Below are 20,810 nucleotides of genomic sequence, written 5' to 3' on the forward strand. Positions count from 1 at the left end.
AAAGGAAAGGGTAGAATGCCTTCGCAAGGTGATGGCGTTCCACCTTCCCCAACCGCCTCGTTCGGAGGCTGATGACGCCTGGTATGACTCTTTTAATCCAAGAGGCATGTCAGGCTGGTCAACGTTTACCCCCCCGGCTCTGCATGCTTCCCTGACCGTATCGATAAGATAGTTTTGAGGAAAATATGGTTAAACCACTTTTTGCAGTTATTGTTGGTGGCTCGGCGGGGTGCGTTATTCGCTGGCTGCTTGCGTTACGTCTTAACGGCCTTTTTCCTCAGTTGCCTCTCGGCACGCTGACGGTCAACCTGCTGGCCGGGTTGATCATTGGCGGCGCGCTGGCTTTCTTTCTGCGCCAGCCGCAGCTTGATCCCACCTGGAAGCTGCTGATAACCACCGGCCTGTGCGGCGGAATGAGCACCTTCTCAACCTTTTCCGTTGAGCTATTTTCGCTGCTGCAGGGCGGAAATTATGTCTGGGCGATGGCGTCCGTCTTTGCCCACGTGTTTGGCTCGCTTCTGATGACGGCGGTGGGCTTTTTTGTGATAAATGCCGTGATGTAAAAAATACGGACTCAGTCTGCCTGAGTCCGTTCTTCCTTATCAGGTTAGTTCTGGCCGGTTAGCTTCTTCAGCCGTTCAATGCCGACAGGCTCCTCATGCTGAAGCGGCGTAAGGGCGATGCGCCTCGCATGAACGTTTTGGATTTCCTGAATAATCGGCCTTTCCCTTTCGGCCCGGGCCTCGAGCAGCGGCGAAGTAGGCTGCGCGGCGGCAATACTGTTATTAATCACCCATGCCCAGGGTTCAATCTCCGCTCGCCGCAGATCGTCCTGCAGGCTAGCGGCCTCCAGCATCGGCGTGGTTTCCGCCAGCGTGACTATAATCACCTTCGTTTGCTCAGGATCTCGCAGTTGCATCATCGGGGTGAGATATCGCTCTTCGGTGCTGCCCATCTGACGAACCATCTCTTTGTGATAGTTACCTGAGGCGTCCAGCAGCAAAAGCGTGTGCCCGGTCGGAGCGGTATCCATAATAACGAACCGATCGTTCGCCTCTTTAATGACGCGCGAGAAAGCCTGGAATACCGCAATTTCCTCGGTACACGGGGAGCGAAGGTCCTCTTCTAACACGGCGCGTCCTGCTTCATCGAGATCTTTGCCCTGGTTGTCCATCACAAAGCGGCGATAGCGCTCGGTTTCTGCTTTAGGATCGATTCTGCTGACCGTGAGGCCGGGCATCGCATCCGCAAGGGTATAAGAAAGATGCGCGGCTGGATCGGAGGTCGTCAGATGTACGCTGTGCCCCCGGCTTGCCAGCGAGACGGCAAGCGCGGCGGCAAGAGTGGTTTTTCCTACGCCGCCTTTACCCATCGTCATTACCAGGCCTTTCCCGGCGAGGCTTAATTCGTCTACTAAAGTAGACAGCGGAGGCAGGGCGAGATCGTTCGGGAGAACCACCGCGTTAAAACCGGCGATCTTCTCTTCCTCTGGATTCAGTAATGCCCTTAGCGCACCCACCCCAACCAGGTTAAACGACTTCAGCGGCAGCTTAGTTTGTGGCAGAGACATCAGGTTTGCAGGCATTTCGCTCAGGGCTTTTTCTTCTCGCGCCAGAATGCTTTGCGCCAGCGGGTCGTGCTCAGATGATCGAGGCGTGAGAACGCCGTTGATGGCGAGATGCTGGTGCTTTAAGCCCAGGTGATAAAGCTCGTCGTGGGTATGTGAAACTTCTTTTAACGTGGAGGTCTGTGCGCGGGCGACTAACACCAGACGAGTCAAATTTTCATCCGCCAGGGCGGTGACAGCATCTGCATACTGATGCTGCTGTTTTTCAAGGCCCACCAGCGGGCCAAGGTTTGCCGCCGCGTCCGGGTTGGCCTCCAGATAACCGCTCCATGCGCCCGGCAGTTCGAGCATGCGGATTGTGTGCCCGGTTGGCGCCGTGTCGAAAACAATGTGCTGGTATTTCTCGCGCAATATTTCGCTGGTCAATAGCGCGGTGAACTCGTCAAAAGCGGCAATTTCGGTCGTGCAGGAGCCTGAAAGCTGCTCTTCTATGCTGCGCACAACCTCTGCCGGCATCTGGTCTCGTACCGGATTAAGGACCCTGTCGCGATAGGCCTGTGCGGCCGCGAGTGGGTCGACTTCCATCGCATCAAGGCCCGGCGCTTGTGCCACGGCAACGATTCGATGTCCGATCTGCTGATTGAACACCTGACCCACGTTTGAAGCCGGATCGGTACTTACCAGCAGCGTGCGTTTGCCGCTGTCGGCAAGCCGGACGGCGGTAGCGCAGGCCAGCGAAGTTTTGCCCACGCCACCTTTGCCGGTAAAGAAAATAAACTGGGGTATGTCGATTAAGAAAGACATTGGCATGATTTGCTCCTGAAATAAATTATGGCAGACGGGGAATTGTGCAACAGCCGGGCTCCGTGCCGTGCTGCTCCCAGTCCTGAGAAAAAGGAACGTCTGCCCAGCGGGCCAGATCCGCTCGCGCGGGACGCTTACCTGACATCGCCAGGACGCCATCCACCAGGACAACGGGCAGCGCGTTCGAACCCACGTCATTCAGGATGTTTTTCACGATGGGATTGTTGATAAAACTGGCGGGATTTTTGGCCAGATTATAACGCTGGAGAGCAATTCCGTTTTGCTTCGCCCAGTCGAGGTCGGCGCTCCACTGCAGGTCTGTTTGCTGCACGTTCACGCTGCTGGTCGCGCAGCACCCGGCAGCTTCATAAATTTCAATTCTGGACATGTTGTTTGCCTCAAGAGTAAGCCACAAAGCGTGGTACTGAGGTAAACGAACGAAGAGAGGAAAGGATGCAAAAATTAATGCATTTTTTTATGACAGCAGACGGGGGAGGTTTCATCCGCTTCAATGCCACACAACTCGACCAACTTTTCCTTCAGGCTGAGTCTCGCCCGCAGTAGCCTGGATTTAAGCGCGCTAAGCGTCAGGTTCAGTTCATCGGCAATTTCCTGCTGAGGGCGGCGAGAAATATCGCACTGTTCAATCAGCCATGCCGTATCAGCCGGGAGAGCCTGGAGCGTTTCCGGCAGGCATGGTGCTAATAACGACACCGGCTCATCTCCGGTATCTTCGCGAGTGAGCTCTGCGGGAATTTCAACGAACGTTTTTCCCAGACGATGCTCGTCAATCAGCAGATTTCGGGCCGCACGGTAGAGCCAGGAGAGCGGGTAATCCATCTCACAAAATGTTTCTGCGTTTGCCCGTGCTTTTAAAAACAGCTCCTGCAGCAGGTCTGCGGCTTTGTCCGGATCGGCGGTTTTTGCCAGCAGGAAGTGATAAAGCTCTGCCTGATGCTGAAGCCAGAACGGCGTCATGCAAGTGTTGAAGGCTTTTATCGCAGGCATGTTTTTTCCTCTCAACAAAGACGGAAATAGCATAACGCAGTTTGGAACGAGGCTGAAAGCAAACTGGAAGATTGTGCCAATTTAAAGGTTTGGATTTTGTTCTGGAAGATGGTGGCGGGGGAAGGATGATCGCGCGGCGCGCGTTCTCACTGGCGTGAGTCGAACCTTAATCGAAGCTTCTCGTCCTTCCCCAACGGGAATCTGGAAGATTGTGTAAGCTTTTGGCTTTGGATTTGTTCTGAAGATGGTGGCGGGGGAAGGATGATCGCGCGGCGCGCGTTCTCACTGGCGTGAGTCGAACCTTAATCGAAGCTTTTCGTCCTTCCCCGACGGGAATCTGGAAGATTGTGTAAGCTTTTGGCTTTGGATTTGTTCTGAAGATGGTGGCGGGGGAAGGATTCGAACCTTCGAAGTCGATGACGGCAGATTTACAGTCTGCTCCCTTTGGCCGCTCGGGAACCCCGCCAGGGGTAGTGCTTTGAATTGTCAGATGGTGCTGGTGGAAGGATTATTCGTCGCTTCACTTCTCACCCTTCCCGATAAGTGAAAACATTGCTTCATCTCATCGGTATTACCACATCGCTGTGGTGAATAATGGTGGTGGGGGAAGGATTCGAACCTTCGAAGTCGATGACGGCAGATTTACAGTCTGCTCCCTTTGGCCGCTCGGGAACCCCACCACGGGGTAATGCTTTTAACTGGCCTGCTTCGCTGCGGAAGCGGGGCGCATCATATCAAATGAAGCGCCGCTGTAAAGCACTCACTTTAAGAAAATGAATCGTTTGCCGATTTTTTACGCGCAGCGCCTTAAAGCTAACCAATTCATTTTCCGTGTGATTACAGAATGATCGTGCGGTTGCCATAGACGAAGACGCGCTGCGCCAGCACTTCGTACAGGGCTCGGCTCAGTACGTTTTTCTCTACGTCACGCCCGGCACGCATCATGTCATCGGCGGTGTAGGTGTGATCGACGTGAATCACGTCCTGCATGATGATCGGACCTTCGTCCAAATTATCATTAACGTAATGCGCGGTAGCGCCGATAATCTTCACGCCGCGTTCATAGGCCTGGTGATAGGGACGTGCGCCAATAAATGCCGGCAGGAACGAGTGGTGGATATTGATAATCTGGTTCGGGAAACGGGCGACAAATTCAGGCGTTAGTACCCGCATGTATTTTGCCAGCACCACGTAGTCCGGTTTGTGCGCGTCAATCGCGTCGGCCATTTGCATATCATGTTCTTCGCGGGTCATGCCTTCATGGCTGACTAGCTGGAACGGGATATCAAAACGTTCCACTAAGGTACGTAGCGTTTCGTGGTTGCCGATGACGGCGGCAATTTCTACGTCCAGGCCGCCGTAGGTGGCTTTCATCAGCAGATCGCCAAGGCAGTGGGCCTCTTTGGTGACCAGAATGACAATGCGGCGGCGGCCTGCAGGCGTGAGTTCACGAATCGAACCTTCCGGCAGTGCGCTGTCCAGGTCCGCCATCAGCGTGTTGTCGTTGAAAATGCCTTCAAGCTCGGTACGCATAAAGAAGCGGCCGGTACGATGATCGACAAATTCATTGTTCTGAACGATATTGAGTTCGTGTTTGTAGCAAATATTGGTGATTCGCGCGATGAGACCCTTTTGATCGGGGCAGATTGTGCGGAGAACTTTACGTTGTAATGCCTGCATGAAGAGAGAAATCCTGTTGAACGGTGTTTGCGAAACAATAATGCTGTTATGCAGTGAAGGCTATCACCCGCAGCATTTTTTATATTTTTTACCTGAACCGCAAGGGCAGGGGTCATTACGACCGAACTGCGGGCGGAGGCCGTCGATATAATACCATTGGCCGCTTTCCCTGACGAAACGGGAACGTTCAATGATGGCGCTTTGCTTGCCGTTCTCACGAAAACGAGCAACGAAACTGACGTATCCTTCGTGGGCATCTTTGCCTTCGGCCTCTTCGTATATCGTCAGGCCGAGCCATTCCGTCTCGCCAAAACCGTTGGATATTTCTGAATTTAAGGACGGACGGCGGCAGCTTTCATGCCAGCTCGATACCAGATAGTCGGCATCTTGTTTCACAAAAGCGGTATAACGAGAGCGCATAAGCTGTGATGGGCGTTGCGGATGCTGGCCGGCGCTTAGGTAAGGCTGACAACATAAGCTATACTCCAAACCGCTGCCACAGGGACAAAGTTGCAACATTACATCTCCAGGAAAAAAATAAACGGCGTCAATAACACTACGGCAGCGCTTATGTTAACTGAGCAGTGGCGTTGGCGTCACGGAGTGATTACCGGGGAAGATTGACCGAGGCGTGATGAGACAGGTAAAGATCGGCCTGGCATTAGGGTCGGGTGCTGCAAAAGGATGGGCGCACATTGGCGTTATCAATGCGTTAAAAAAAGCAGGGATCCAGATTGATGTCGTGGCAGGGTGTTCCGTCGGCGCGCTGGTCGGTGCCGCCTATGCCAGCCAGCGGTTGCCGGTAATGGAACGCTGGGTACGATCGTTTAGCTACTGGGACGTTCTGCGTCTGATGGACCTGTCCTGGAGCCGCGGAGGCCTGCTTCGCGGTGAGCGCGTATTCAACAACGTTCGTAAAATCATCCCGGAAACGGCTATTGAAGGCTGCGGCCTGAGATTTGGCGCCGTGGCGACCAACCTTAGCACCGGGCGAGAGCTGTGGTTTACCGACGGCGATTTACATCAGGCTATTCGCGCCTCTTGCAGCATGCCGGGGCTTTTGTCGCCGGTTGCACATAATGGTTACTGGCTGGTGGACGGAGCGATAGTTAATCCTGTGCCGATTTCCCTGACTCGTGCCCTGGGCGCGGATATCGTTATTGCGGTAGATTTGCAGCATGACGCGCACCTGATGCAGCAAGATTTGCTGTCGGTGAACATGACGCCATCGGCCGATGAGCCGTTGGCGCAGGCTACTTCCTGGCGCGGCCGCCTGCGCGAGCGTCTGGGGAAAATGACGCATCGCCGGGCTAACGTGACGCCGACCGCGATGGAAATCATGACGACCTCTATTCAGGTGCTGGAAAATCGTCTTAAGCGCAACCGAATGGCTGGCGATCCTCCTGATATTCTTCTGCAACCGTTTTGCCCGCAAATCTCTACGCTTGACTTTCACCGCGCCTCAGAAGCTATTGCGGCGGGCAGTCTGGCGGTTGAGAAAAAAATGGATGAGCTATTACCTCTGGTTCGTACACATGTTTAAGTTTGTACTTAAACGATTTCTGACAGGCGCTCGTTGCGATACCGTGCCACTATTGAATTATTGCCAGGCAGAGGAAAACGCATGAGTTACCCGCTGGAAGGAAAACAAATCCTCATTGTTGAAGACGAGCCCGTTTTCCGCTCCCTGCTGGACAGTTATCTGACTTCCCTTGGGGCGGGAACGCTGCTTGCCTGGGATGGTAAAGACGCGCTCGAAAAGCTGGGGCAGGCGGTGCCGGACCTTCTGATTTGCGATCTGGCGATGCCGAGAATGAACGGCCTTGAGCTGGTAGAGCACCTGCGTAATGAAGGTAACCAGACGCCCATTTTAGTCATTTCCGCGACAGAAAATATGTCCGATATCGCCCAGGCTTTACGGCTTGGCGTGCAGGACGTTTTGCTGAAACCAATTAAAGATCTTAATCGATTAAAAGAGACGGTGTTGTCCTGTATCTATCCGACGATGTTTAATTCGCGGGTCGAAGAGGAGGAGCGCCTGTTTCAGGACTGGGATGCGCTGGCGCGGGATCCTCAGGCAGCCTCAAAGCTGTTGCAGGAACTTCAGCCGCCGGTGCAGCAGGTTATATCCCGTTGTCGAATAAATTATCGCCAATTAATATCGGTCGATCAGCCAGGCCTGGTGCTCGATATTGCACCACTTTCAGATAATGACCTGGCATTTTATTGTCTCGACGTTACCCGCGCCGGAGATAACGGTGTATTAGCCGCGCTGTTGTTACGAGCGTTATTCAACGGGCTGCTACAGGAACAACTTTCCCATCATGGGCAGCGTTTGCCGGAATTGGGTAATTTACTTAAACAGGTCAATCAGCTATTGCGACAGGCAAACCTGAGCGGGCAATTTCCGCTGATAGTTGGTTATTATCACAGCGGTTTAAAAAACCTCATTCTTGTTTCTGCCGGACTTAACGCCACGTTAAATACCGGCGAGCACCAAATTCAGGTCAGCAACGGCGTTCCGCTGGGGACGCTCGGCAACGCGTACCTCAATCAAATCAGCCAGCGGTGCGAGGCGTGGCAGTGCCAGGTCTGGGGCTCTGGTGGGCGTTTACGGCTGATGTTGTCTGCAGAATAAACAACGGAACAACTGATTACATTTAGCTTTTTTCCTGGCTCTCGGGCGGTGGTAATATCGCGACCAACTTAATCGTATTTGTCTTAAATTAGCCGCTGCCGGGGTAAACGGGGGGCGGTTTTTGTTTTTAAGCTGATATACTCAACCGCGTTTTTAAATTGACGACAAGTGTGAAACTTGAACAGTCCTGGAGGTTTTTTCAATGGCTGCCATTAATTCTAAAGTAACTAAAGCTGTTATCCCGGTTGCGGGATTGGGAACGCGCATGTTGCCGGCAACAAAGGCAATTCCAAAAGAGATGCTGCCGCTGGTTGATAAGCCGCTGATTCAGTATGTCGTTAATGAGTGTATCGCCGCCGGTATTACTGAAATCGTCCTGGTGACCCACTCTTCGAAGAACTCCATCGAAAACCACTTCGATACCAGTTTTGAACTGGAAGCGATGCTTGAGAAGCGCGTTAAGCGTCAGCTTCTGGAAGAAGTTCAGTCTATCTGCCCTCCGCACGTCACCATTATGCAGGTACGTCAGGGTCTGGCGAAAGGCCTGGGCCATGCCGTGATGTGTGCACACCCGGTTGTGGGCGATGAGCCTGTCGCCGTTATCCTGCCGGACGTTATTCTGGACGAATTTGAGTCCGATCTTTCCCAGGACAACCTGGCGGAAATGATTCGCCGCTTCGATGTGACCGGAAACAGCCAAATCATGGTTGAACCTGTTGCCGATGTGACCGCCTACGGCGTGGTTGACTGCCAGGGTGCATCGCTCTCTGCCGGTGACAGCGTGCCGATGGTCGGCATCGTTGAGAAGCCAAAAGCGGACGTTGCGCCGTCAAACCTGGCCGTTGTAGGACGCTATGTGCTGAGCGCGGACATCTGGCCGCTGTTGGCTAAAACCCCTCCAGGCGCAGGTGATGAAATTCAGCTCACCGACTCTATTGCCATGCTGATGGATAAAGAGACCGTTGAGGCTTACCACATGAAGGGCGTGAGCCACGATTGCGGCAACAAGCTGGGCTATATGCAGGCGTTTGTTGAGTACGGTATTCGTCATAAAACGCTGGGTGAAGATTTTAAAACCTGGCTTGAAGCCACCGTTGGCGCGAAGAAATAAGTCAATTCAACGCAGGATGGTAAGATGAAAGTTACCGTATTTGGTATTGGCTACGTTGGCCTGGTCCAGGCCGCCGTGCTCGCGGATGTAGGGCACGATGTCATGTGCATCGACGTAGACGCAAAGAAAGTGGAAAACCTTAAAAAAGGTGAAATCCCTATCTTTGAGCCAGGCCTTGCGCCATTGGTAAAGAAGAATTATGAAGAAGGGCGCCTGCAGTTCAGCACCAACGCTGAAGAAGGCGTTAACCATGGCGAAATGCACTATATTGCCGTGGGGACACCTCCTGATGAAGACGGATCCGCTGACCTGAAATATGTGACTGCCGTTGCGCGCACCATCGCGCAGTATATGGATTCGCATAAAGTCGTTATCGACAAATCAACGGTACCTGTTGGCACGGCGGATAAAGTGCGTGCGGTGATGGAAGAAACCCTCAAATCTCGCGGGCTGGAGATTAACTTTGATGTGGTTTCTAACCCGGAGTTCCTGAAAGAAGGTGCGGCGGTTGCCGACTGTATGCGTCCTGAACGCATCGTCATCGGGATGGATAACGAAGAGGTTGTTGACCTGCTCCGTGAGCTGTACGAGCCGTTTAACCGCAATCACGATCGTATGATTCTGATGGATATCCGCAGCGCAGAGCTGACCAAATATGCGGCCAACTGCATGCTGGCAACCAAAATCAGCTTCATGAACGAAATTGCTAACCTGGCCGAGCGGCTTGGGGCTGACGTTGAAAAAGTGCGCATGGGGATCGGCTCCGACTCCCGTATCGGCTACAGCTTTATCTACCCAGGCTGCGGCTATGGCGGTTCATGCTTCCCTAAAGACGTCCAGGCGCTGATTCGCACCGCTGAGCAGATTGGCTACACGCCACGTATTCTGCAGGCTGTGGAAGAGGTTAACTACGCCCAGAAGCAGAAACTGCCAGAGTTTGTGATTCGCCACTTCGGTGAAGATTTGAAAGGTAAGACCTTCGCACTTTGGGGACTTTCCTTCAAGCCGAACACGGACGATATGCGAGAAGCGTCCAGCCGGGTGCTGATCGAAGCGCTTTGGGAACGTGGGGCCGAAGTACAGGCCTACGATCCTGAAGCGATGGACGAAACGCAGCGCATTTATGGCCACCGCGGCGATTTAAGGCTGATGGGGACCAAAGAGGCTGCCCTACAGGGCGCTGACGCGTTAATTGTCTGTACCGAATGGCAGAGCTTCAAGGCGCCGGATTTCGATCTGATGAAGAAGTCGCTGAAGCAGCCGGTTATCTTTGATGGTCGTAACCTTTATGATCCTGAAAGACTCAACAAGCGCGGTTTTGTCTATTACGCCATCGGTCGCGGTGCATCTATTAATATCGTCTAAATAACCCCCCTGGTTATTTAAGGTGACCGGCACGGTAGCGCTTTCAGCAAGCCTGTACGCTGCCGGTCACGTTTCCTCTCTGGTATTCTCCCTGACTCCTTAAATCCGCTCAGCTGCGTTTCTGCGCGGTATTTTAGCCTGCCTCGAGGTATGTTTTTGCTGGAGACGGCCAGCCGCTGTCTTTAATGCAGCCGGGAACGAATATGTGGCGTTCATTATTTGACCATTGGGCGTGTTGGTCGGTAAACGCAGGATGATATGGTGATTAAAATGACCCAGGGGTTGTTTACGTCGATATTGGGATGGCGGCGGCAGTAATAAAACGCCTTAGTGGAGTCGATAAGTAAATGTGTCGTGCGTTACTTAAGGGAGGATAAAACGAACATAAGGCAGGCTCAATAATCACCCTGAGTGAGGGTTGTATACCGGGTTAACCATTATGCCAGGCGTGGATTCAACTCTTTGCGTAATGTCTCATTTTTTGTTGATAACGCTAATGGAGTATATACATCCAGGAAAAGGATTATCTCAAAGTCAGATAAATCCATTGCAGGGTTAACCCGATGATTAGCGAGCGAAATTAACTGTACTTAAGGACAGGTATTGTATCTAAAATATTTAGTCGATTCGTTAATAAAGAAAAATAAGCTGTTTTATGATTGTTTTGCTGAGGCAAGGGTATGGCGGGACAGAAAAGTGAAGATCGTCAGAAATAAAAAATCCCGCCGGAGCGGGATCTTAATAAGCAGCACTGAGAGGATTACAGCAGGAAGTCTTCCAGCTTCTTACCTTGCTCATCCATTGCTTTCTTGATAACTGCTGGCGTACGACCCTGGCCGGTCCAGGTTTTAGTTTCGCCGTTTTCGTCGATGTACTGGTATTTAGCAGGACGCGCTGCGCGTTTTGCTTTACCTGCAGATTTAACAGCAGCAATGCTGTTCAGCAGTTCATTAGGGTCAATACCGTCAGCAATCAGCATTTCACGGTACTGCTGCAGTTTACGAGTGCGCTCTTCAACTTCAGCGGCTGCCGCGTTTTCTTCTTCACGACGTTCGTTAACTACAACTTCTAATTTTTCCAGCATCTCTTCCAGAGTTTCCAGGGTGCATTCTCTTGCCTGGGCACGAAGAGTACGGATGTTGTTCAGAATTTTAAGTGCTTCGCTCATTGTAGTAATCTCAAACTTATTATTGGGGGGGTGACGTTTGAGCTAATAATAGAGCGTTATATTAAGTTCTGCAATAGCCGTGAATGTAAGGAATTCAAAATTTGCTGATATATATGCGGCGGTTTAAATACCGTTAACTTAATTTCTGGCTCCCAGGGCACGCGAAATGGCACTTTAAGACTCAAATTTTAGACAACAACCCTGGCATCAAAAGGGTTTGTTGCAGGCAGAAAAAGAGAGAAATTTTGCATTAATCATCAAATATCGGGCGATGGTATTAATGTTTATGACCACTGCAGGCTGTTTACAATTTATAATAATTGAGCTGCTAAATAATTTCATGAGAGCGCGTTAAACGTGCGGGAAGGCTTCTGCCGTGGCGGTTCCATATCTTCACGTATACAACTATTACCCGCTGTATAAGCAGGATTTATTAATATATCTGATGCCATTAACCCGGATGTTTAGCAAGGTAATCGGCAATCCACCGACGCCGTACAGTGTGGTACAATCCGCCGAAACATAATTTACACTTTTGATTCAGGCTACAGGTGCAATGGCTCAACTCTATTTTTACTACTCAGCAATGAATGCGGGAAAATCGACCGCGCTGCTTCAATCCTCGTGGAATTACCAGGAAAGAGGGATGCGCACGTTGGTGTATACAGCAGAGATAGATAATCGTTTTGGTGTGGGAAAAGTCAGTTCGCGTATTGGGCTGTCGTCTCCTGCAAAGCTTTATAACGCGACAACAGACCTGTATGCCGACATTCGTGCAGAGCAGCAATCTGCGCCCGTGCACTGCGTGCTGGTGGATGAAAGCCAGTTCTTATCTAAAGAACAGGTTTATGCTTTATCTGACGTTGTCGATGAGCTTGATATCCCCGTCTTATGCTACGGCCTGCGTACGGATTTCCGCGGTGAGTTATTCAGCGGCAGCCAGTATCTGCTGGCGCTGTCAGATAAGCTGGTTGAGCTGAAAACGATTTGTTTTTGCGGGCGTAAAGCAAGCATGGTGCTTCGTCTCGATCGGGAAGGGCGTCCTTATAATGAAGGCGAGCAGGTGGTGATCGGCGGCAATGAACGTTACGTCTCGGTTTGCCGTAAACATTATAAAGAAGCGTTAATTAAAGGCTCTCTGCAAGAGATGCAGGGCAGTTAATTTAAAAGAGGGGTAACTCCATTGCCCCTGCATTAAGCGTGCTATAGCGGCTTGTACAAAGCGTCCACGCATAAAAAAACCCGCCAGAATGAGGCGGGTTTTGTGTTTTAAGAGCTAATGATTAAGCGGTTTTCTTCGCTTTTTTGTCAGCTTTTGCTGCAGGTGCGGCTTCTTTAGCCGCTGCACCTTCTACGTACTCACGGCCGTAGTAGGTATCCAGCAGAATCTGTTTCAGCTCAGAAATCAGCGGATAGCGTGGGTTAGCCCCGGTACACTGGTCATCAAACGCATCTTCAGACAGTTTGTCGACGTGTGCCAGGAAGTCTGCTTCCTGTACGCCTGCTTCGCGGATGGACTTAGGAATACCCAGTTCAGCCTTGATAGAATCCAGCCATGCCAGCAGTTTCTCGATCTTAGCCGCGGTACGGTCACCCGCTGCGGTCAGACCCAGATGGTCAGCGATTTCAGCGTAGCGGCGACGCGCCTGTGGGCGGTCGTACTGGCTGAAAGCAGTCTGCTTGGTTGGGTTGTCATTCGCGTTATAGCGGATAACGTTGGAGATAAGCAGGGCGTTTGCCAGACCGTGAGGAATGTGGAACTGAGAACCCAGCTTGTGCGCCATTGAGTGACACACGCCCAGGAAGGCGTTTGCAAACGCGATGCCGGCGATGGTCGCTGCGTTGTGAACGCGCTCGCGGGCAACCGGATTTTTAGAGCCTTCATTATAGGAAGCTGGCAGGTTTTCTTTCAGCAGTTTCAGCGCTTGCAGAGCCTGGCCGTCAGAGAATTCGCTCGCCAGCACGGAAACGTAAGCTTCCAGCGCGTGGGTCACCGCATCCAGACCGCCGAAGGCGCAGAGCGACTTAGGCATATCCATCACCAGGTTGGCATCAACAATCGCCATATCTGGGGTCAGCGCATAGTCAGCCAGCGGGTATTTCTGGCCGGTAGCATCGTCGGTAACAACCGCAAACGGTGTGACTTCAGAACCGGTACCGGACGTGGTGGTCACCGCAATCATCTTCGCTTTTACGCCCATTTTCGGGAACTTGTAGATACGTTTACGGATGTCCATAAAGCGCAGCGCCAGTTCTTCGAAGTGGGTTTCCGGGTGTTCGTACATCACCCACATGATTTTGGCTGCATCCATCGGGGAGCCGCCGCCCAGCGCGATGATAACGTCTGGTTTGAAGGAGTTTGCCAGCTCTGCGCCTTTGCGAACTACGGTCAGCGTTGGGTCAGCTTCAACCTCAAAGAAGACTTCGGTTTCGACACCAGAGGCTTTCAGCACGGAAGTTATCTGGTCCGCATAGCCGTTGTTGAACAGGAAGCGGTCGGTCACGATCAGCGCACGTTTGTGGCCATCAGTAATCACTTCGTCCAGCGCAATTGGCAGGGAGCCACGGCGGAAGTAGATAGATTTCGGAAGTTTATGCCACAACATGTTCTCAGCTCGCTTAGCAACGGTTTTCTTGTTGATCAGGTGCTTAGGACCCACGTTTTCAGAGATGGAGTTACCACCCCATGAACCACAACCCAGCGTCAGGGAAGGGGCCAGCTTGAAGTTATACAGGTCGCCGATACCCCCCTGAGAAGCCGGGGTGTTAATCAGAATACGTGCGGTCTTCATTTTGTCGCCGAAGAACTTAACGCGCTCAGGCTGGTTGTCCTGGTCAGTGTACAGGCAAGAGGTATGGCCGATGCCGCCCATCTCAACCAGTTTTTCCGCTTTGATGACGGCGTCTTCGAAGTTCTTGGCACGGTACATGGCCAGCGTCGGAGACAGTTTTTCGTGAGCGAAAGGTTCAGACTCGTCGACAACGGACACTTCGCCGATGAGGATTTTGGTGTCTGCTGGTACGGTGAACCCGGCCAGTTCAGCAATTTTGGTGGCTGGCTGACCGACGATAGCAGCGTTCAGCGCGCCATTTTTCAGGATGATGTCCTGCACGGCTTTCAGCTCTTTACCCTGCAGCAGGTAGCCGCCGTGGGTAGCGAAACGTTCACGCACTGCGTTATAAGCAGAGTCAACAACGATGACGGACTGCTCGGAAGCACATATAACGCCGTTATCGAAGGTTTTGGACATCAGAATGGAAGCAACAACACGTTTGATGTCTGCGGTTTCGTCAACCACAACCGGGGTGTTACCGGCGCCAACGCCGATAGCAGGTTTACCGGAGCTGTAAGCTGCTTTAACCATGCCTGGGCCACCGGTCGCCAGGATCATATTGATATCCGGGTGGTGCATCAGGGCGTTAGACAGTTCTACGGAAGGCTGGTCGATCCAACCGATCAGATCTTTTGGTGCACCGGCAGCGATAGCAGCCTGCAGCACGATGTCTGCTGCTTTGTTGGTCGCATCTTTAGCGCGTGGGTGTGGCGAGAAGATGATGGCGTTACGGGTCTTCAGGCTGATCAAAGATTTGAAGATAGCGGTAGACGTTGGGTTAGTGGTTGGCACGATACCGCAGATGATGCCGATAGGTTCAGCGATAGTGATGGTACCGAAGGTATGATCTTCAGACAGCACACCACAGGTTTTCTCATCTTTATAAGCGTTATAGATATATTCGGAAGCGAAGTGGTTTTTAATCACTTTATCTTCGACGATACCCATACCGGATTCGGCGACGGCTAATTTAGCCAGGGGGATTCGAGCGTCGGCAGCGGCCAGGGCGGCAGCACGGAAGATCTTATCGACTTGCTCTTGAGTAAAGTTGGCATATTCACGCTGGGCTTTCTTTACGCGCTCGACGAGGGCGTTCAGTTCCGCGACATTAGTTACAGCCATAATGCTCTCCTGATAATGTTAAACTCTTTTAGTAAATAAGCTGCGCGAGTCGACAGTATAGTCAGCAGCCACAGAATGCGTGTTTAAGACGAAACGGCACCGTACTAAATACCTGGATTCATGCGCTGATTTACTAAAAGAGCCTCATCTGAATAAGCCGTGTTAGTGGAAAACCTGCTCTTCAGATGTGTCCAAGAGTACCCACTTCTGAGTAGCTTTTTCGTGATCCAAATCACAACTATCTCATGCTGACACCATTCAGCAGGCGCTATCCAGGTGGTTGATAAATCTTTAAAAAGTTAGTCACAGCAACGTCGAAACAAAGTACCACAAATTCAACATTCGGGTAACAGTTCGTCATTGCGCTAAAATTACTTGCTGCAGACGTCGATTGCGCAGGGAAATAGCGTAGCGGTGGGGGTGTTTTTCCATTACATTACGCCTGATTTTGCTTTGTTCATTTGCGGAGTTTTGCGTGGCTCAATCCATTTTCGACCTGCCAACCTATATTAAGTTCTTTATCGGGATGTTTGCCCTGGTCAACCCGGTAGGGATTATTCCCGTTTTTATTAGTATGACCAGTTACCAGACTGCGGCGGCGAGAAATAAAACCAACCTCACGGCCAATCTGTCCGTGGCAATTATTCTCTGGACTTCACTCTTTTTGGGTGACGGCATTCTGCAAGTCTTTGGTATCTCTATAGACTCATTCCGTATCGCCGGCGGTATTCTGGTGGTCACTATTGCGATGTCGATGATAAGCGGCAAGCTGGGTGAAGATAAGCAGAATAAGCAAGAAAAGTCTGAGAGCGCCATTCGTGAAAGCGTCGGCGTTGTGCCGCTGGCTTTGCCGCTGATGGCGGGGCCGGGGGCCATCAGTTCGACCATCGTTTGGGGGAGCCGCTACCATAACTGGGGGCATTTGCTGGGCTTCTCTCTCGCGATTGCGCTGTTTGCCTTCTGCTGCTGGTTGCTGTTCCGAATTGCGCCGTGGCTCGTTCGTATGCTGGGGCAAACGGGCATCAACGTGATCACCCGTATCATGGGGCTTTTGCTGATGGCGCTCGGTATCGAATTTATTGTCACCGGAATGAAAGCTATCTTCCCTGGATTGTTAAGTTAATTCCGCTGCCACTTTCAAATGAAAAAGCAGAATCTCTTTTCTGCTTTTTTTCTTTCTGTAGAGAAAAACGCCTCCTCGTCTTGCCCTCATTTTCGCAAAAGCAAATGCGAATCTTTCATAAGAAAATGCTTTGGAAAACCGTACATTAGCGGTTGACCTTGTAACATGTTGTACAGAAAAGTGGCGATCGAAATGATATTTAGCTGCCGTTACGCAATCAGGCTTGCTGCGGGTTTATTGAGATGATATTAGTAATTCATGCCTTCCCGCAGAGGAATGTGCTAAAAAATAATCAATTGTTAATTTTTTGTGAGTGATGAAGCGGGTAAGAGACTGACCTCCCTTCCAGTGCGGTGATATCAGGTTAACTCCATGATTATCAAGATCATGATTGAGTTTTCTCTGGGCCCTGTCACGCATCGCTTTCCCCACATTCTCTCCATAAAGGAGAAATGGTTAACAAATTTGCAAATTGTATTGGCGGGTATCTGACGCTTTTGATACTTTCCGGGCAAAACAATTCGCTGAAAAACGTTTATTTTGCAGATGAGTTTGATTACGCCGCGTCATCATTACCAGCGGAATAAAAAGATTAATGGCCGTCGAACACGCAATCGGCGGTAGTACAGAATCGACGTAATGAGGCCGTCATTAGAGAACGGCCCGAAAATAAAGTCGGTGATAGCGAGAAGTAAAAGCAGTATCCCGTACGGACGCTTAACGCTCCTGCGCTGTAAGGGACCCCTAGGGGAAGAGGCTGGCTTTCGGGCCGGTAATTATAATGAGTGGAGTACCAACACAATGACAAATATCACTAAAAAAAGCCTGATTGCAGCAGGCATTTTAACTGCGCTTATTGCCGGCAATGTCGCTATGGCGGCGGACGTCCCGGCCGGTGTGCAATTGGCAGAGAAACAAGATCTGGTTCGTAACAACGGCTCAGAACCACAATCTCTTGATCCGCACAAAATCGAAGGCGTGCCAGAGTCAAACATCAGCCGTGACCTGTTTGAAGGTCTGCTGGTAAGCGACCTGCAGGGCCACCCGTCTCCGGGCGTGGCAGAATCATGGGATAACAAAGACTTTAAAGTCTGGACTTTCCATCTGCGTAAAGACGCCAAATGGTCCAACGGCGACCCTGTGACCGCACAGGACTTCGTATACAGCTGGCAGCGCCTGGCTGACCCGAAAACCGCTTCGCCTTACTCCAGCTATCTGCAGTACGGCCACCTTGCGAATATCGACGATATTATTGGCGGTAAGAAGCCGACCAGCGATCTGGGCGTGAAAGCCATCGATGACCACACTCTGGAAGTCACGCTGAGCGAGCCGGTTCCTTACTTCTATAAGCTGCTGGTTCACCCATCCGTATCTCCAGTGCCGAAAGCCACCGTTGAGAAATTCGGCGACAAGTGGACCCAGCCTGCTAACATCGTGACCAACGGTGCATACAAATTAAAAGATTGGGTGGTGAACGAACGTATCGTTCTGGTGCGTAACACCAACTACTGGAATAACGCCAAAACCGTGATTAACCAGGTCACCTACCTGCCAATCTCTTCTGAAGTAACAGACGTAAACCGCTACCGCAGCGGTGAAATCGACATGACGTACAACAACCTGCCGATTGAGCTGTTCCAGAAACTGAAAAAAGAAATCCCAACTGAAGTTCACGCCGATCCGTACCTGTGCACCTACTACTACGAGATCAACAACCAGAAAGCACCGTTTACCGATCCTCGCGTACGTGCTGCTCTGAAGCTGGGCCTGGATCGTGACATCATCGTGAACAAAGTGAAAAACCAGGGCGATCTGCCTGCTTATGGTTACACCCCACCTTACACCGATGGCGCGAAACTGACCCCGCCAGAGTGGTTCACCTGGTCTCAGGACAAGCGTAACGAAGAAGCCAAAAAACTGCTGGCCGAAGCGGGTTACACCAAAGACAAGCCGCTGACCTTCAACCTGCTGTACAACACCTCAGATCTGCACAAGAAGCTGGCTATCGCCGTGGCGTCTATCTGGCAGAAAAACCTGGGCGTGAACGTCAAGCTGGAAAACCAGGAGTGGAAAACCTTCCTGGATACCCGTCATCAGGGTACCTTCGACGTGGCGCGTGCTGGCTGGTGTGCGGACTACAACGAACCGACTTCCTTCCTGAACACCATGCTGTCCGACAGCTCTAACAACACCGCGCACTATAAGAGCCCGGCGTTCGATAAAATCATTGCCGACACCCTGAAAGTGACCGACGAAGCACAGCGTACCGCGCTGTATGAGAAAGCTGAGCAACAGCTTGATAAAGACTCAGCCATCGTGCCGGTTTACTACTACGTTAACGCCCGTCTGGTTAAGCCGTGGGTGGGTGGTTACACCGGTAAAGACCCGATGGATAATGTCTACGTACGTGACTTGTACATTATCAAACATTAATGGCAATTCGTGGGGCAGGGCTCACCGGCTTTTGGCCGGTGGCTAAGTTCTGCCCCATCGTGTCTTATTTACATCGCACTGCAAAGGCACAGGCCAGAAGGTACGGGCAATGTTGAAATTTATTCTACGTCGTTGTCTGGAAGCAATTCCGACACTCTTTATTCTTATAACGATCTCCTTCTTTATGATGCGTCTCGCACCGGGGAGCCCTTTTACCGGCGAACGTACGCTGCCGCCAGAAGTAATGGCGAACATCGAAGCGAAGTATCACCTGAACGATCCGATAACCACCCAATACTTCAGCTATTTAAAACAGCTGGCGCACGGGGATTTTGGCCCGTCATTTAAATACAAAGACTATTCAGTCAATGACCTGGTTGCTTCAAGCTTCCCGGTTTCCGCTAAATTAGGCGCAGCCGCCTTCATCTTTGCCATTGTGCTGGGCGTAACGGCGGGCGTGGTTGCGGCGCTGAATCAAAACACCAAATGGGATTACACGGTAATGGGCTTTGCCATGACGGGGGTGGTCATTCCCAGCTTCGTGGTGGCTCCGTTGCTGGTTCTGGTCTTCGCGATTACCCTCAAATGGCTGCCCGGTGGCGGCTGGAACGGGGGCGCGCCGAAGTACATGATACTGCCGATGATCGCGCTGTCTCTGGCTTACATTGCCAGCATCGCGCGTATTACCCGCGGTTCAATGATTGAAGTCCTGCACTCTAACTTTATCCGCACCGCGCGCGCTAAAGGCCTGCCGATGCGTCGTATTGTGCTGCGTCATGCCCTGAAGCCTGCACTGCTGCCGGTACTGTCGTACCTCGGGCCTGCATTCGTTGGGATCATCACTGGCTCCATGGTTATTGAAACGATTTATGGCTTGCCGGGTATCGGACAGCTGTTTGTTAACGGGGCGCTGAACCGTGACTATTCACTGGTTCTCAGCCTGACCATTCTGGTCGGTGCGCTGACGATTCTGTTCAACGCGGTGGTCGACGTGCTGTATGCCGTCATCGACCCGAAAATCCGTTACTAAGCTGGAGTGGCCATAATGTTGACTAAGAAAAACAGCGAGGCGCTGGAAAACTTCAGTGAAAAACTGGAAGTTGAAGGCCGTAGCCTTTGGCAGGATGCGCGTCGCCGTTTTATCCATAACCGCGCGGCGATCACCAGCCTGTTCGTACTGACGGTGATTGCTTTGTTCGTGGCGTTTGCGCCGCTCCTGTCGCAGTTTAGCTACTTTGATACCGACTGGGGCATGATGTCGGCCGCACCCGATCTGGCGTCCGGGCACTACTTCGGTACTGACTCTTCGGGCCGTGATTTGCTGGTGCGCGTGGCTATCGGGGGGCGTATCTCCCTGATGGTCGGTATTTCTGCTGCGCTGGTTGCGGTAATCGTTGGGACGCTTTACGGCTGCCTGGCCGGTTATCTCGGCGGTAAAATCGACTCCGTCATGATGCGCCTGCTGGAGATCCTGAACTCCTTCCCGTTCATGTTCTTCGTGATTCTGCTGGTGACTTTCTTCGGGCAAAACATCCTGCTTATCTTCGTGGCTATCGGTATGGTGTCCTGGCTGGATATGGCGCGTATCGTGCGCGGCCAGACCCTGAGCCTGAAACGCAAAGAGTTTATCGAAGCGGCTCACGTGGGCGGTGTTTCTACGATTAACATCGTTCTGCGTCACATCGTGCCGAACGTACTGGGCGTGGTGGTGGTTTACGCCTCGCTGCTGGTACCAAGTATGATCCTGTTCGAATCTTTCCTGAGCTTCCTGGGCCTCGGCACGCAGGAGCCTTTGAGCAGCTGGGGCGCATTGCTGAGTGATGGTGCGAACTCCATGGAGGTATCACCGTGGCTGCTGCTGTTCCCGGCAGGCTTCCTGGTGATTACGCTGTTCTGTTTTAACTTTATCGGCGATGGCCTGCGTGATGCCCTCGACCCGAAAGATCGTTAAGGAGTT

General features: G+C 51.8%; 17 protein-coding genes, 2 tRNA genes and 1 riboswitch. Of the genes, 10 read left to right on the plus strand and 9 right to left on the minus strand.

The window, feature by feature from the left end; all coding sequences use genetic code 11:
* Positions 1-18 precede the first annotated feature (18 nt).
* Positions 19-88, plus strand: a riboswitch (Fluoride riboswitch).
* Positions 89-185: 97 nt separating this feature from the next.
* Positions 186-563, plus strand: a complete 378-nt coding sequence (gene crcB, locus HX778_RS21830) for a fluoride efflux transporter CrcB (protein WP_038482453.1) — start codon at positions 186-188, stop codon at positions 561-563.
* Between the two features lie 44 nt (positions 564-607).
* Here crcB and arsA read toward each other — a convergent pair whose 3' ends face one another.
* The 7 genes from arsA to HX778_RS21865 all read right to left on the minus strand — a co-directional run bounded on the left by arsA (position 608) and on the right by HX778_RS21865 (position 5,578).
* Positions 608-2,377 carry an arsenical pump-driving ATPase gene (arsA, locus tag HX778_RS21835; RefSeq protein ID WP_304515777.1) on the minus strand — a complete coding sequence of 590 codons (1,770 nt, stop codon included), beginning with the start codon at positions 2,375-2,377 and terminating at the stop codon, positions 608-610.
* Positions 2,378-2,396: 19 nt separating this feature from the next.
* A complete protein-coding gene (locus HX778_RS21840) occupies positions 2,397-2,759 on the minus strand; it encodes an arsenic metallochaperone ArsD family protein (protein WP_176983052.1) in 363 nt (120 codons plus the stop codon).
* A gap of 74 nt (positions 2,760-2,833) precedes the next feature.
* Entirely contained in the window at positions 2,834-3,379 is a 546-nt protein-coding gene (locus tag HX778_RS21845) for a sigma-70 family RNA polymerase sigma factor (RefSeq protein WP_176983053.1), read from the minus strand.
* Between the two features lie 381 nt (positions 3,380-3,760).
* A tRNA-Tyr gene (locus HX778_RS21850) sits at positions 3,761-3,845 on the minus strand.
* A 129-nt stretch (positions 3,846-3,974) separates the two neighbouring features.
* A tRNA-Tyr gene (locus tag HX778_RS21855) sits at positions 3,975-4,059 on the minus strand.
* Positions 4,060-4,216: 157 nt separating this feature from the next.
* Positions 4,217-5,059, minus strand: a complete 843-nt coding sequence (gene purU, locus HX778_RS21860; protein WP_038482465.1) for a formyltetrahydrofolate deformylase — start codon at positions 5,057-5,059, stop codon at positions 4,217-4,219.
* 63 nt (positions 5,060-5,122) lie between these two features.
* Complete coding sequence (locus HX778_RS21865; protein ID WP_071843002.1) at positions 5,123-5,578, minus strand: YchJ family protein; 456 nt, start codon at positions 5,576-5,578, stop codon at positions 5,123-5,125.
* Positions 5,579-5,693: 115 nt separating this feature from the next.
* On the opposite strand from HX778_RS21865, the gene rssA reads away from it, so the two are divergent.
* The 4 genes from rssA to HX778_RS21885 all read left to right on the plus strand — a co-directional run bounded on the left by rssA (position 5,694) and on the right by HX778_RS21885 (position 10,173).
* Positions 5,694-6,602, plus strand: a complete 909-nt coding sequence (rssA, locus tag HX778_RS21870; protein WP_038482471.1) for a patatin-like phospholipase RssA — start codon at positions 5,694-5,696, stop codon at positions 6,600-6,602.
* Between the two features lie 81 nt (positions 6,603-6,683).
* Entirely contained in the window at positions 6,684-7,697 is a 1,014-nt protein-coding gene (rssB, locus tag HX778_RS21875; protein WP_038482473.1) for a two-component system response regulator RssB, read from the plus strand.
* Positions 7,698-7,899: 202 nt separating this feature from the next.
* Complete coding sequence (galU, locus tag HX778_RS21880; RefSeq protein ID WP_038482476.1) at positions 7,900-8,808, plus strand: UTP--glucose-1-phosphate uridylyltransferase GalU; 909 nt, start codon at positions 7,900-7,902, stop codon at positions 8,806-8,808.
* A gap of 24 nt (positions 8,809-8,832) precedes the next feature.
* Complete coding sequence (locus HX778_RS21885; RefSeq protein WP_176983054.1) at positions 8,833-10,173, plus strand: UDP-glucose/GDP-mannose dehydrogenase family protein; 1,341 nt, start codon at positions 8,833-8,835, stop codon at positions 10,171-10,173.
* 760 nt (positions 10,174-10,933) lie between these two features.
* Here HX778_RS21885 and hns read toward each other — a convergent pair.
* Positions 10,934-11,341, minus strand: coding sequence for a histone-like nucleoid-structuring protein H-NS (gene hns / locus HX778_RS21890; protein WP_008454242.1), 408 nt, complete (start codon positions 11,339-11,341; stop codon positions 10,934-10,936).
* A gap of 556 nt (positions 11,342-11,897) precedes the next feature.
* On the opposite strand from hns, the gene tdk reads away from it, so the two are divergent.
* A complete protein-coding gene (gene tdk / locus HX778_RS21895) occupies positions 11,898-12,503 on the plus strand; it encodes a thymidine kinase (protein WP_176983055.1) in 606 nt (201 codons plus the stop codon).
* A 121-nt stretch (positions 12,504-12,624) separates the two neighbouring features.
* Here the strand turns inward: tdk and adhE are convergent, their stop codons facing one another.
* A complete protein-coding gene (gene adhE, locus HX778_RS21900; protein WP_176983056.1) occupies positions 12,625-15,297 on the minus strand; it encodes a bifunctional acetaldehyde-CoA/alcohol dehydrogenase in 2,673 nt (890 codons plus the stop codon).
* 475 nt (positions 15,298-15,772) lie between these two features.
* On the opposite strand from adhE, the gene HX778_RS21905 reads away from it, so the two are divergent.
* The 4 genes from HX778_RS21905 to oppC all read left to right on the plus strand — a co-directional run bounded on the left by HX778_RS21905 (position 15,773) and on the right by oppC (position 20,804).
* Positions 15,773-16,420, plus strand: a complete 648-nt coding sequence (locus HX778_RS21905) for a YchE family NAAT transporter (RefSeq protein WP_176983057.1) — start codon at positions 15,773-15,775, stop codon at positions 16,418-16,420.
* Positions 16,421-17,221: 801 nt separating this feature from the next.
* A complete protein-coding gene (gene oppA, locus HX778_RS21910; RefSeq protein ID WP_176983058.1) occupies positions 17,222-18,853 on the plus strand; it encodes an oligopeptide ABC transporter substrate-binding protein OppA in 1,632 nt (543 codons plus the stop codon).
* 109 nt (positions 18,854-18,962) lie between these two features.
* Positions 18,963-19,883, plus strand: a complete 921-nt coding sequence (oppB, locus tag HX778_RS21915; RefSeq protein WP_038482493.1) for an oligopeptide ABC transporter permease OppB — start codon at positions 18,963-18,965, stop codon at positions 19,881-19,883.
* A 12-nt stretch (positions 19,884-19,895) separates the two neighbouring features.
* A complete protein-coding gene (gene oppC / locus HX778_RS21920; protein ID WP_176983066.1) occupies positions 19,896-20,804 on the plus strand; it encodes an oligopeptide ABC transporter permease OppC in 909 nt (302 codons plus the stop codon).
* Positions 20,805-20,810 lie beyond the last annotated feature (6 nt).

This window comes from Cedecea sp. P7760, assembly GCF_013386425.1.
Taxonomy (GTDB): Bacteria; Pseudomonadota; Gammaproteobacteria; order Enterobacterales; family Enterobacteriaceae; genus Cedecea; species Cedecea selenatireducens.

Coding starts and splice junctions, on each gene's coding strand:
- crcB (WP_038482453.1), top strand. CDS start 186: ATGGTTAAACCACTTTTTGCAGTTATTGTTGGTGGCTCGGCGGGGTGC.
- arsA (WP_304515777.1), bottom strand. CDS start 2,377: ATGCCAATGTCTTTCTTAATCGACATACCCCAGTTTATTTTCTTTACC.
- HX778_RS21840 (WP_176983052.1), bottom strand. CDS start 2,759: ATGTCCAGAATTGAAATTTATGAAGCTGCCGGGTGCTGCGCGACCAGC.
- HX778_RS21845 (WP_176983053.1), bottom strand. CDS start 3,379: ATGCCTGCGATAAAAGCCTTCAACACTTGCATGACGCCGTTCTGGCTT.
- purU (WP_038482465.1), bottom strand. CDS start 5,059: ATGCAGGCATTACAACGTAAAGTTCTCCGCACAATCTGCCCCGATCAA.
- HX778_RS21865 (WP_071843002.1), bottom strand. CDS start 5,578: ATGTTGCAACTTTGTCCCTGTGGCAGCGGTTTGGAGTATAGCTTATGT.
- rssA (WP_038482471.1), top strand. CDS start 5,694: ATGAGACAGGTAAAGATCGGCCTGGCATTAGGGTCGGGTGCTGCAAAA.
- rssB (WP_038482473.1), top strand. CDS start 6,684: ATGAGTTACCCGCTGGAAGGAAAACAAATCCTCATTGTTGAAGACGAG.
- galU (WP_038482476.1), top strand. CDS start 7,900: ATGGCTGCCATTAATTCTAAAGTAACTAAAGCTGTTATCCCGGTTGCG.
- HX778_RS21885 (WP_176983054.1), top strand. CDS start 8,833: ATGAAAGTTACCGTATTTGGTATTGGCTACGTTGGCCTGGTCCAGGCC.
- hns (WP_008454242.1), bottom strand. CDS start 11,341: ATGAGCGAAGCACTTAAAATTCTGAACAACATCCGTACTCTTCGTGCC.
- tdk (WP_176983055.1), top strand. CDS start 11,898: ATGGCTCAACTCTATTTTTACTACTCAGCAATGAATGCGGGAAAATCG.
- adhE (WP_176983056.1), bottom strand. CDS start 15,297: ATGGCTGTAACTAATGTCGCGGAACTGAACGCCCTCGTCGAGCGCGTA.
- oppA (WP_176983058.1), top strand. CDS start 17,222: ATGACAAATATCACTAAAAAAAGCCTGATTGCAGCAGGCATTTTAACT.
- oppB (WP_038482493.1), top strand. CDS start 18,963: ATGTTGAAATTTATTCTACGTCGTTGTCTGGAAGCAATTCCGACACTC.